Source organism: Cellulomonas citrea (assembly GCF_009829685.1).
GTDB classification, from domain to species: Bacteria; Actinomycetota; Actinomycetes; order Actinomycetales; family Cellulomonadaceae; genus Cellulomonas; species Cellulomonas citrea.
Window position 1 is genome coordinate 1 of the sequence record NZ_VWSD01000090.1, and the last position, 12,238, is coordinate 12,238.

11 protein-coding genes are annotated in these 12,238 nt (G+C 71.9%); 1 reads left to right on the plus strand and 10 read right to left on the minus strand.

All coding sequences use genetic code 11. The annotated features are described in order from the left end of the window. From F2B26_RS10680 to F2B26_RS10725, 10 genes are all read right to left on the minus strand, one after another. Positions 1–821 (minus strand): PfkB family carbohydrate kinase (locus F2B26_RS10680; protein WP_159809158.1); only part of this gene is annotated, 821 nt, incomplete at its 3' end. After that, positions 818–1,837, minus strand: coding sequence for an ADP-ribosylglycohydrolase family protein (locus tag F2B26_RS10685; protein ID WP_159809160.1), 1,020 nt, complete (start codon positions 1,835–1,837; stop codon positions 818–820). The genes F2B26_RS10680 and F2B26_RS10685, both read right to left, overlap by 4 nt. Positions 1,838–1,892: 55 nt before the next feature. After that, on the minus strand, positions 1,893–3,029 hold the full coding sequence (locus F2B26_RS10690) for an SLAC1 family transporter (RefSeq protein WP_159809162.1): 1,137 nt from the start codon (positions 3,027–3,029) through the stop codon (positions 1,893–1,895). Between the two features lie 50 nt (positions 3,030–3,079). Further along, positions 3,080–3,328, minus strand: a complete 249-nt coding sequence (locus F2B26_RS10695) for a thioredoxin family protein (protein WP_159809164.1) — start codon at positions 3,326–3,328, stop codon at positions 3,080–3,082. Between the two features lie 20 nt (positions 3,329–3,348). Then, positions 3,349–4,401, minus strand: coding sequence for a permease (locus tag F2B26_RS10700; RefSeq protein WP_159809166.1), 1,053 nt, complete (start codon positions 4,399–4,401; stop codon positions 3,349–3,351). Next, positions 4,398–4,793 (minus strand): ArsR/SmtB family transcription factor, encoded by a 396-nt coding sequence (locus F2B26_RS10705; RefSeq protein ID WP_235929610.1) that lies wholly within the window; start codon positions 4,791–4,793, stop codon positions 4,398–4,400. The genes F2B26_RS10700 and F2B26_RS10705 overlap by 4 nt, the downstream gene beginning before the upstream one ends. Before the next feature lie 150 nt (positions 4,794–4,943). Next, the gene (locus tag F2B26_RS10710; protein ID WP_159809168.1) at positions 4,944–5,870 is read right to left on the minus strand and encodes a carbohydrate ABC transporter permease; all 927 of its coding nucleotides are present in this window, start codon (positions 5,868–5,870) and stop codon (positions 4,944–4,946) included. Next, entirely contained in the window at positions 5,870–6,850 is a 981-nt protein-coding gene (locus F2B26_RS10715; protein ID WP_159809170.1) for a carbohydrate ABC transporter permease, read from the minus strand. Before F2B26_RS10715 ends, F2B26_RS10710 begins: the two co-directional genes overlap by 1 nt. A 140-nt stretch (positions 6,851–6,990) precedes the next feature. Next, on the minus strand, positions 6,991–8,364 hold the full coding sequence (locus tag F2B26_RS10720) for an ABC transporter substrate-binding protein (RefSeq protein ID WP_159809172.1): 1,374 nt from the start codon (positions 8,362–8,364) through the stop codon (positions 6,991–6,993). A gap of 122 nt (positions 8,365–8,486) precedes the next feature. Then, entirely contained in the window at positions 8,487–9,503 is a 1,017-nt protein-coding gene (locus F2B26_RS10725; protein ID WP_159809174.1) for a LacI family DNA-binding transcriptional regulator, read from the minus strand. Between the two features lie 255 nt (positions 9,504–9,758). On the opposite strand from F2B26_RS10725, the gene F2B26_RS10730 reads away from it, so the two are divergent. Further along, positions 9,759–12,176: a sodium-translocating pyrophosphatase gene (locus tag F2B26_RS10730; protein WP_159809176.1), complete on the plus strand. Its 2,418-nt coding sequence runs from the start codon at positions 9,759–9,761 to the stop codon at positions 12,174–12,176. Positions 12,177–12,238: the final 62 nt, after the last annotated feature.

Consider the following 12,238-nt stretch of genomic DNA (forward strand, 5'->3'; position numbering starts at 1 on the left):
AGCGGGTCGAGCCCGGCGGCGAGCGCGGCGACGAACGCCCCGGTGTGCGTGTCGCCCGCGCCGTTGGTGTCGACGACGTCGGCCCGGTAGCCGGGGACGTGCCGCACGGTGCCGTCCCGGTCGGCGAGCAGGCAGCCGTCCGCGCCGGTGCGCACGACCACCCGGCCGCGGGTGAGGGTGGCCACCAGGGCCCGCGCCGCATCGGCCGGATCGGTCAGCCCGGTGGCGAGCGCCGCCTCGCGGGCGTTGCCGGTCCACCAGTCGGTGCGGGCCTGCACCGCGACCAGGGCCGCAGCGGGTGCGGTGTGCCCGAGAGGACCGGGGTCGTAGACCACCGTGGCGGCGTCCGGAAGCCGGGGGAGCCGTGCCGCGAGAGCCTCGCAGTTGGTCGGGTGCAGCAGGCCGTACCCCGAGACGGCGAGGGCGTCCGTCGCCGTGAGCGACACGGTGTCGAGCCGGGCGGGCGTGAGCGCGGCCTCGGCGCCGACGACGGTGACGAAGGTGCGCTCGCCGTCGGCATCGGTCATCGCGACACAGAAGCCGGTGTCGGCGTCGGGTACGGGGGCCAGCAGCACGGCGATCTGCTCACGGGCCAGGCCCGCCAGCGCGAGGTCCCCGAGCGGCCCCGTGCCGACGGTCCCCGCGTACGCGGTGGCCAGGCCCTGACGTCGGGCCGCCACCATGAGGTTGAACCCGCCGCCGGGTTCGAGCCGTCCGGCCGTGGCGAGCACATCGGCCCCCCGGGCGGGCAGCGCGTCGATGCGGGCCAGCACGTCGATGACGACGTTGCCGACGCTCACCAGCCGGGTGATCGGGCTCATCGGCCGGGCGCCCGCCGCAGCGCGAGGAGGCCGTCGGCGATCTCCGCCAGGTCGAGGTCGTTGACGGTGGCGACGGTCTCGCGGGCCGCAGCGGGGAACCCGGCCGTCCCGTGGCACGCCCCGCCGATCGCGCCGGCCATGGCGGCGATCGTGTCGGTGTCCCCGCCCAGCGACGCGGCGGCCAGGCAGGCCCGCCACGGGTCGTCGGGGAACAGGGCGAGCACGGCGAACGCCGCCGGGACCGACTCCTGGGTGGCGAGCGATGTGCCGACCAGCTCGACGACGTCGCGCAGCCCGTCGCCCGGGCGCGCCGGGTCCATGAGGTCGACCGCCCAGCCGATGCGTCGCGCCACCTGGGCGCCGGCGATCCAGCTGCCGTGCTGCGCGCCGAGCCGGGCGGCCTCGATCGCCACCGGCACGGTCGCGCGGACGTCGGCGCCGTCGATCCCGGCGCTCACCGCGGCCGCGACCGCACTGGCCCCGGCGATGGCGAGCTGGGTGTGGTGGGTGACCAGGCTGGCCTCGACGACGCGGTCGACGAGGGCCGGCAGGTCGTCGGAGGCCATGAGCAGGCCCACCGGGGTGATCCGCATCGCGGCGCCGTTCGTCGTCCCGGTGCGGCCGGCCTGGTCGACGGGGACGCCGGCGAGCACCGCGGCGACGGCGTTGCGGGTCGAGGGGCCGAGCAGGTCGAGCGAGCCGCGCGCCCGCATGTCGTCCTCCCACTCGACGAGCAAGCGGGCGAACCGTGCGGGGTCGACGTGCCCGTCGGACGCGAGCAGCAGCCGGGCGAGCAGCAGCGCCTGCTCGGTGTCGTCGGTGATGCGGCCTGCGGGCAGCCCTGCGGCGATCGGGTGGTCGGCGCCGGCCGGCCGGAAGCCGTCGAGGGTGCCGAAGCGCTCGACGACCTGCTGCCGGGACATGAGCTGGGTCGGCATCCCGAGCGCGTCCCCGACGGCCAACCCCCACAGCGCCCCGAGCGCTCGGTCACGGATGCGCGGGTCGGTCGTCACCATGGCTCTGGTCTACCCCAGGTCCGGGCGCCGGCACACCGCCGGGTCCGGTACGCGGTCAGCGCGCCCAGAGACGCCCGGTGCGCAGCCCTGCGACCGTCCGCACCATGACGGTGCCCCAGGCGGCAGCAAGGGCGAGCACGAGGACGACACCCAGCCCTTCGACCGCGGGCAGGCCCCACGCCCGGGCGAGGGTGAGAGTGGCCACGGCGTAGGCGCCGAGCGGGAAGACGAACCCCCACCAGCCCACGTGGAACGGGATGCCGCCGGCGCGCAGGTACCGGACGAGCAGGCTGGTCGCGAGGGCGAGCCACCACAGCCCGAAGCCCCACACGCAGCTCGCCACGAGGAGGCTGAGCGTGAGGACGGTGCCCGCCGCCGGGCCGAGGACCGCCTGCCCGGCGCGGGCGAGCGCGAGCGGTGCCAGGGCGCTGACGCCGACCGGGCCGAGCGCGATCCACAACGAGGGGGCGAGCGGGGCCGGCGGCAGCGGGTGCTCGACGAGCCGGTCGTGCAGCAACCCGAGCGTGAGCAGGAAGAGCAGGAAGCCCATCCCCAGGAAGGCGTACCCGACGAAGAGCAGCAGCCGCGCCACCTGTGGCCCGACGTGGCCGAGCAGCGGGGCGATCGCCATCGGCACGATGACGGTGACGACCGGCGGGATGAACCAGCTGCCGTTGGTGGCGGCGGCGGGGCGCTCGCCGGCGACCAGCGTGTAGCCGAAGGCGACGGCGACCAGCAGGGCGAGCGTCGTCCCGACGGCGGCGAGCACGGCGGTCGTGGCGACCACGGCACCGGCCGCCATGAGATGTGGCCCGACGACGGAGGTCATGACCGCGAGCACGAGCAGCCCACCGGGTGCGGTGGCGTGCAGGCCGCCGACCATGGGGTGCCGCAGATCGGCGAGCGCCGCCGTCGGGTGCGCCAGCCAGCGTGCGACGAAGGCGACCGTGAGCACCGCGGCGAGCGTGTAGGCGAGCACGGCGAGCGCGATCGAGGCCCCCCGCGTGACACCGACGAGGGCGGGCAGGTCGCCGGGGTTGTTCGCCAGTGCGACCGCGAGGATCCCGGTGCCCATGACGGCGGCGAACCAGCCGGGGTGCAGGTCGCGCAGCCGGTCCGGTGCCGGGGGCGGCGGCGCGGCCGGGTCGGTGCCGCTCGGTGCCGGGGCGGGGGACGGGGTGGGCTCGGACAACGTCGGGCTCTGCTCTCTGGGTGCGGCGGGGGTCTGCGGGCCGGCTGGGGTCAGCGGGCCGTGACGAGCGGTTCGAGCAGCTCGCGGACCTGGGCCGCGGTGGGCACCCGCCCGGACAGCAGCAGCTGGTCGTCGACCACCAGACCGGGGGTGCGCATGACGCCGTAGCTGGCGATCTCGCCGGGGTCGGTGACCTTCTCGAACTCGGCGGTCAGCCCCAGCTCGGCGACCGCCTCGCGGGTGACTCGCTCGAGGGTGACGCAGTTGGCGCAGCCGGAGCCGAGGATCGAGATGTGCATGGTGCTCTCCTTCGAACGGGTCACGCCAGGACGGCGTTGAACAGGTAGCCGACGGCGACGATCCCGACGGCGACGACGGCGATGAAGACGGCGATGAGCCGGGGCTTGAGCACCCGGCGCAGCAGGATCATCTCGGGCAGCGACAGCGCGACGACGGCCATCATGAAGGCCAGCAGGGTGCCCATCGGCAGCCCCTTGTCGTGCAGCGCCTCCACCAGGGGAAGCACCCCGGCGGCGTTGGAGTACAGCGGGACGCCGATCAGCACGGCGAGCGGCACGGCGAACGGGTTGTCGGCCCCGGCGTACCGGGCGAAGAAGTCGGCCGGCGCCCAGCCGTGGATGAACGCCCCGAGCCCGATGCCGACGAGCAGGTAGGGCCAGATCTTGCGCAGGATCGAGGCGACCTCCTCGCGGCCGATCGCCAGCCGGTCGTCCCAGCTGAGCCCGACGGTGGAGTCGATCACCTGGCCGCGCAGCCGGGTCTCGAAGACGAACGGCTCGACCCAGCGCTCGGCGTGCAGCCGGCCGAGCACGAGCCCGCCGACGACCGCGACGACGAGCCCGGCGCCGACGTACAGCAGCGTGGGCCCGATCCCGAACAGGCCGAGCAGCAGCGCGATCGCGACCTCGTTGACCATGGGGGAGGCGATGAGGAAGCTCATCGTCACCCCGATGGGCACCCCGGCCGCGACGAACCCGATGAACGCGGGCACCGCCGAGCAGGAGCAGAACGGGGTGACGACGCCCAGCCCGGCGGCCAGCACGTTGCCGAGGCCTTCGCGCTTGCCGCCGAGCAGCGCGCGGGTGCGCTCGACGGACATGAAGGACCGCGCCACGGTGACGACGAAGATGATGCCGACGAGCAGCAGGACGATCTTGACCGTGTCGTAGCCGAAGAAGTGCACGCCGGAGCCGATCCGGGAGGCCGGGTCGAGCCCGCCCACGGAGTAGACGAGCCAGTCCCAGAGCGGTTCGTTGAGCCGGTAGGCCACGACCCAGACGAGCGCGGCGGCCCCCACCGTGAGCCAGCGTCGGGCCGGGGTGGTGGTGGCGGGGGTCGTCGTGAGGCTCATCGCGCGGACCGTGCGGGCCCGACCGCTGTGCCGGTGGTCGACCGGGCGTCCGCGGTCGACCGAGCGGTGGCCGTGACCCGGGTCGTGCCGGTCGGCAGGGCTGCGCACAGGCGGTCCTGCGCGTCGGGGGCGAGCGTGTAGTCGACCCAGCGGCCGCGCCGGGCGGTGGTGACCAGGCCGACGTCGCGCAGCACCTTGAGGTGGTAGCTGAGCAGGTTGGCCGCGACGGGGACGTGCGCCTGCAGGTCGCACACGCAGTGCGTGCCGTCGCGGAGCAGGTCGAGCACCGTCCAGCGGACCGGGTCGGCGACGGCGGTGAGCAGGGCGAGCGAGGCGTCGACCCGGGCCGATCTGTCAGCCGGGCTTGATTCAATCCTGATTGATTCAGCCACGGTTGAACCATACTCCCGGGGCCGGGTGCCAGGCGCCGGACCTAGGCCCCGGGGATGCTCGGGCCGCACCACGCACCACGCAGCACGGGCCCGGCCGTGGCGGCCGGGCCCGTGCTTCCTGCGGTGCTGGGGCCCTGCAGCCCCGACCGACTACCCCTTGACCGACCCGGCGAGCAGGCCGCGCACGAAGTACCGCTGCAGGAAGACGAACACGAGCACCGGCACGATGATCGAGACGAACGCCCCCGAGGACAGCAGCTGCCAGGCGGAGCCGCGCGTCCCGGTGAGGTTGAACAGCGCGACCGTCATCGGGGCGACAGCCTTCGACGACCCGGCGAAGGTGAGCGCCACCAGCAGGTCGTTCCACACCCACAGGAACTGGTAGATGCCGAACGCGGCCAGGGCCGGGGTGAGCATCGGCAGCATGAGCTTGAAGAAGATCGTCACGTGGCCGGCGCCGTCCATCCGGGCCGCCTCGATGAGCTCCCCGGGGATCTCACGCATGAAGTTGTGCAGCAGGAACACCGCGAGCGGCAGCGCGAACATCGTGTGCGAGAGCCACACCGCCCAGTAGGTCCCGGCGATGCCGAGGTTCACGTAGAGCGAGAGCAGCGGGATGAGCGTCACCTGGATCGGCACCACCTGGAGCGCGAACACCGTGACGAACAGGAAGTTCTTGCCGCGGAAGTCCATCCAGGCGAACGCGTACGCCGCCAGCGAGGCGATGAGGATCGGGGCCAGCACGGCCGGGATCGTGATGACCAGGGAGTTGACGAAGTACGGCGCGAGGTTGTCCGAGCCGGAGCCGCCGAGCACCTTCTGGTAGTTCTCCAGCGAGAACGTCGGGTTGGTGAAGAACGTCCACCAGCCGGACTTCTTGATGTCGGCCTCGGGCCGGAACGACGTGACGAGCAGCCCGAAGGTCGGCAGCGTCCACAGCGCGGCGAGCACGACCGCGGCCAGCGAGGCCCACGGCGAGCTGAGCTGCTTCTTGGCGATCTCGCCCGAGGTGCGCCCGCGGCGCGTCTTGACCGGGGAGGCGACGGCCGCATCGAGCGGCGGCGTGGTGGTGGTCATCACTGTCCCTCCGAAGCCCGCATCTGGCGGATGTTGTAGATGACGATCGGGATGACCAGCACGAACAGCAGCACGGCGAGCGCGGCGCCGAGCCCGGGGTTCCCGGCCGAGAAGCTCTGCGAGTAGAACTCGTTGGCCACGACCGAGGTGTCGAACGAGCCACCGGTCATCGTGCGGATGATGTCGAAGACCTTGAGACAGCCGATGGCGATCGTGGTGAGCACCACGACGACCGACGGCCGGATGCTCGGCAGCGTCACGAACCGGAACATCTGCATCGCCGAGACCCCGTCGAGCCGTGCGGCCTCGGTGATCTCCGACGGGATGGCCTTGATGGAGGCGGACAGGATCGTCATGGCGAAACCGGCCTGGATCCAGATCATCACGACGATGAGGAAGAACGTGTTCATCGGTGACTTGATGAGGAACTGTTGCGGTTCCTGCCCGAACCAGACGAGCACCTGGTTGAGCAGCCCGATCTGCGGGGCGCTGGCCTGGCGGTACTCGTAGACGAACTTCCAGATGATCGAGGCGCCGACGAACGAGATCGCCATCGGCAGGAAGATGAGCGACTTGGCGAACGCCTCGCCGCGGGCCCCGTCGACCAGGATCGCGTACACCAGACCGACCGCGGTGGCCACGAACGGAGTGACGACCACCCACAGGAACGTGTTGCGCAGCACGACGAGCTGCTCGCTCGAGGCGAAGATCGACAGGTAGTTGTCGACGCCGATGAACTGCTGCCCCCCCGCGTCGTACAGCGAGCGCTGGATCGTCTTGAGGGTCGGGTAGATGAGGCCGACGAGCAGCAGGAACAGCGTCGGCAGCACGAACAGCCACGCGACCCTGCGGCCGCCGCGTCGCTCGACGAGCGTCGCGATGCCGAGGATGAGTGCGATGACGACGGCGAAGGCCAGCAGGCCCTCGACCATCAGGAGCAGCTTCCCGCTGTCGGACAGGTTGGTGACGGCGAGGTGCATCGGACCTCCGGGACGAGGGCCGGCGCGGCACGCGCCGGTGCGGTTGTGCGGGACACCCGGCCGGTTGTGCGGCGGGGCAGGGGTGAGGGGCGACAGGCGGGCCCGGCCGCGAGCGGCGGCCGGGCCCGGCTGTCAGGGGGTCAGGACTTCGGCCAGGACGCCTCGATCTTGTCGAGGGTGTCCTTGGTCGACTGACCGGTGATCCAGTTGGTCGACTGCTTCCAGAAGGAGTCGGAGCCGACAGCCGCGGGCATCATGTCCGAGCCGTCGAACCGGAACACCGTGTTCGGGTCCTGCAGGATGCCGGCCGAGAGCTGGTCGATCGGGTTGACCAGGTTGGCGATGTCCAGGCCCTTGTTGGCCGTGATCCAGCCGCCCTTGGTGATCGAGGAGCTGGCCTTGGCCTTGAGGTTGGCCCAGGTGTCGGTCGACAGGAAGGTCTGGAACGCCTGGACCTCCGGACGGTCGGCGAACGCGAGGTAGAACTCGCCGCCACCGAGGACGGGGTGGTCGTCGGCCTTCTGGCCCGGCAGGTAGAACGCGAAGGCGTTGCCGTCCTTGGAGACCGTCACCGAACCGTCGGTCGGGAAGTTGGACGAGTAGAACGACGCCATCCGCATCATGGAGCAGTCACCGGTCGGGATGCCCAGACCGGCGTCCTGGAACGTCGTGGTGGCGATCGACTCGACACCGCCGAAGCCGGCGTTCACGTAGGCCGGGTTCTTCAGGTAGGCGCCGACGCCGTCGAGCGCCTCGGTCGGCACCGCGGAGTTGAACGCGATGTCGTGGTTGACCCACTGGTCGTAGACCTTCGGCCCGCCGATGCGGAGCATGAAGTCTTCCATCCAGTCGGTGATCGGCCAGCCGGTCGCCTCACCCGAGGAGATGCCGGCGCACCACGGGACCTGGCCCGAGTCGGCGATCTTCTTGGTGAGCGCCGCCATCTCGTCCAGGGTGGTCGGCACCGTGTAGCCGGCCTCCTTGAACTTCTGCGGGTTGTACCAGACGAGCGACTTCACGCTGGCGCCCGACGGGGCGGCGTAGAAGGTGCCGTCGACGGTGCCGTAGCTCTTCCAGTCGGCGCCCCACCACTTGTCGACGTTGGCGGCGACGGCGGCCGGGGCGGCCTTGGCGGCTTTGGTGGCCACGAGCTGCTTGAGCAGACCGGGCTGCGGGACGATCGCCAGGTCGGGGGCGTTGCCCGACTGCGCCTGGACGAGGATCTGGGTCTCGAAGTTCTTGTCTGCGGTGTAGTCGACCTTCGCGCCGGTGCACTGCTCGAACGGCTTGAAGGACTCGATGTACGCGGCGTCCTCGGGGGCGACGATGCCCGCGTAGACGGTCACGGTCTTGCCGGACAGGTCCCCGTACTGCGAGTACGCGGAGCAGTCGGCGCTGGAGGAGGCCGAGCTCGAGCCCGAGCTTCCCCCGCTGGAACATCCGGTCAGGACCAGGGCCAGGCCCGCGGCTGCTGCCGAGGCGACCTTGATCCGACGGGTGGTGGTGATACCCATGCGATGTCCTCCCACGACGATGTGGTTGATCCGCCTCCGTGACGGCTGATCCCATGCAAGCGCTTACATCGATCGCCCGCAACACCAAACCGGGTCACAGTTCGGTCACGAGATGGTCGAGGTCAGGGCCGGCTCGGGGCCGATGCCAACCTAGGTGCGGCCGTGCTCGTCCGCACGACGAGCGTCGTCGGGTACACGTGCGTCGAGGGCACCGACCGGCCCGCGAGCAGGTCCAGCAGCAGCCGCGCCGCCGCCTCGCCCTGCTGCTGGGCGTCCTGCGCCATGGTCGTCAGCCCGGTCACCTCGTCCATCTCGTGACCGTCCACGCCGATCACCGACAGGTCCTCCGGGACGCGCAGGCCCAGGTCGCGGGCGGCGAGCAGCAGTCCCATCGCCATCTCGTCGGACGCCGCGAAGACGCCCGTCACATCGGGCCGGCGGCGCAGCAGCACGTGCCCCGCATGCCGGCCGCCGAGCATCGAGAACCCGCCGTCGGACTCCAGGTCCACCCCGTGCTCGAGCCCGCGGGAGTCGAGCTCGGCACGCCAGCCCACCCGGCGCTGGTAGCCGGGCGACCACGCGATGTTGTCGTCGCGGCTGCCGGTGAGCAGCCCGATCGTCCGGTGGCCCAGGTCGGCGAGGTGCGCCACCGCGCGCCGGGCGGTCGTCACGTCGTCCAGCCGCACGTGCGCGTGCCGCGGCGCCGCGGCACCGATCCCGACGATGGGGTAGCCGAGGTCCTCCAGGGCGTCGAGCTCACGCGGTTCGAGCGGCAGGCCGACGACGATGAGCCCGTCGACCCGCCGGTGCAGCGCCGACGGGTCGAACCGCAGCGGCTCGGACGAGCGCTCGGAGTCCAGCTGGTAGAGCAGCGCGTCCAGGTGCGCGGCGTGCAACGTGCGCTCGATGCCCTCGATGACCTGGCCGAAGTACCAGCGCGACACCCACGGGGTGAGCACCCCGACGGTCCGGGTGCGTCCGCTGGCCAACGACGCGGCCGACGGGCTCGGCACGTAGTCGAGCTCCGCGACCGCGGCGAGCACGCGGTCCCGGGTCTGCGCCGAGACGTTGGGGAGCCCCCGCAGGGCACGCGAGACCGTCGCCGTGCTCACACCCGCGAGCCGTGCCACGTCTGCCATGTCATGGGCCACCCGCAGATTGTGCGGGCAGCGCCGTCGTGCGGTCCACCGACACCTCGGCGGCCCCGGGTGTCTGCGTCGCGTCCGAACGTCCTGCCAGGGGTGTGCCGGGGCCCGCGCAGATGTGACGTTCTTCTCCACGGAGCGCCGTGGGCGGGGTCGTTGGTCCCACTAGACTCCCCAGGTCGGTCGGCAACGAGGCCATCGACTCTCCGGGGCGCCCACCGATGCGCGTCCCCCTCGTGAGGAGGATGAATGCACCAGCTCGTGTCGACGAGCCTGCATCTGGCCCGCAGCGATGCCGCGCTGAGCTCGACCAGCCTGACGGTCGTCGCCGTCATCGGCGCGATCGCCGTTGCCGCCCTGGTGATGGCGGCGGTGCTCGCCCGGCAGGTGCTCGCGGCGGACGAGGGCACCGTGAAGATGCGCGAGATCGCCCAGGCCGTCCAGGAGGGGGCCACCGCGTACCTGCGACGGCAGTTCCGCACCCTGGCGCTGTTCGCGGCGGTCGTCTTCGCCCTGCTGTGGCTGCTGCCCGGCGAGGGCGGGATCAAGCTCGGGCGGTCTATCTTCTTCCTGCTCGGAGCCGGTTTCTCGGCCACGATCGGATTCCTCGGCATGTGGCTGGCGACGCGGGCCAACGTCCGGGTGGCCGCCGCCGCCAACCGCCCCGGCGGACGTGCCCTCGGCGCGAAGATCGCCTTCCGCACCGGCGGCGTGGTCGGCATGAGCGTCGTCGGGCTGGGCCTGCTGGGCGCCGCCGGCGTCATGCTGCTGTTCGGTTTCGACGCCCCCGGTGTGCTCGAGGGCTTCGGGTTCGGCGCCGCGCTGCTCGCCATGTTCATGCGCGTCGGTGGCGGCATCTTCACCAAGGCGGCCGACGTCGGTGCCGACCTCGTCGGCAAGGTCGAGCAGGGCATCCCCGAGGACGACCCGCGCAACGCCGCCACCATCGCGGACAACGTGGGCGACAACGTCGGTGACTGCGCGGGCATGGCCGCCGACCTGTTCGAGTCCTACGCCGTCACGCTCGTCGCCGCGCTCATCCTCGGCAAGGCCGCCTTCGGGGAACAAGGGCTGGTCTTCCCGCTCATCGTCACCACCATCGGCGCCCTCGTCGCCGCGCTCGGGATCTTCATCACCCGGGTGCGCGGCTCGGAGAGCGGGCTGGCCGCCATCAACCGCGGCTTCTACACCTCGGCCGTGGCCGGGGTGGTGCTGGCTGCGGCCGCCGCGTTCTGGTACCTGCCTTCCTCGTTCTCGCTCATCGCGGGAGGCACCGCCGACCTCACCCGGCACGCTGCGGGGATCCCCGTGCTCAGCGACCCGCGGCTGGTCGCCAGCGGTGCGGTGCTCATCGGGGTGCTGCTGGCCGGCATCATCCTGTGGCTCACCGGCTACTTCACCGGCACCACGAGCAACCCGACCCTGCACGTGGCGCGCACCACCCTCACGGGTGCGGCCACCGTGGTGCTGTCCGGCATCGGTGTCGGTTTCGAGTCCGCGGTCTACACCGCCGGCATCATCGCGGCGGCCATCTGCGCGCTGTTCCTGCTGGCCAACGGCTCGGTGGCGCTCGCGCTGTTCCTCGTCGCACTGGCCGGCTGCGGTCTGCTCACCACGGTGGGCGTCATCGTCGCGATGGACACCTTCGGCCCCGTGAGCGACAACGCCCAGGGCATCGCCGAGATGTCCGGTGACATCAGCGACGAGGGCGCCCAGATCCTCACCGACCTGGACGCCGTGGGCAACACCACGAAGGCCATCACCAAGGGCATCGCCATCGCCACGGCCGTGCTGGCCGCCACCGCGCTGTTCGGCTCCTACCGGGACGCCGTGGAGACCGCGCTGCGCGGGGTGAGCACCGACGGGCTGCCCGACATCGTGCAGGCGATGATGCAGTACGACATCATCTCGCCGGTCACGCTCGTCGGGGCGATCCTGGGCGGGGCGACGGTGTTCCTGTTCTCCGGGCTGGCGATCGACGCGGTCACCCGTGCGGCCGGCGCCATCGTGTTCGAGGTGCGTCGCCAGTTCCGCGAGCACCCCGGCATCATGACCGGCGCGGAGCGGCCGGAGTACGGCAAGGTCGTCGACATCTGCACGCGCGACTCGCTGCGCGAGCTGGCTACCCCCGGGTTGCTCGCGGCGTTCGCGCCGATCGCGGTCGGGTTCGGGCTCGGTGTCGGGCCGCTCGCGGGCTTCCTCGCGGGTGCCATCGCCACCGGTGTGCTCATGGCCGTGTTCCTGGCCAACTCCGGCGGGGCGTGGGACAACGCCAAGAAGATCATCGAGGACGGCAACCACGGAGGGAAGAACTCGCCGGCGCACGCGGCCGCCGTCATCGGCGACACCGTGGGTGACCCGTTCAAGGACACCGCGGGTCCGGCCATCAACCCGCTCATCAAGGTGATGAACCTGGTGGCGCTGCTCATCGCACCGGCCGTCGTGCAGATCTCGGCCGGGGCGAACGCCAACCAGCCGGCCCGGCTGCTCATCGCGATCCTGGCGATGATGGTGGCGTTCGGCGCCGTCATCATCTCCCGGGTGCGGGCCGCACGCGTGGACCGCACCGGGCCCATCGAGCCTGAGGCGTACCAGCTCGCGCTCGAGCACGACTCGGCGACGCGGACCGCGCAGGACTCGTCCGCGAGCGCGTCCGAGCACCGCTGACCGACCCCGCGACGGGCCCCGGCACTGCGCCGGGGCCCGTCGCGCTGTCCGGCCCGTCGTCG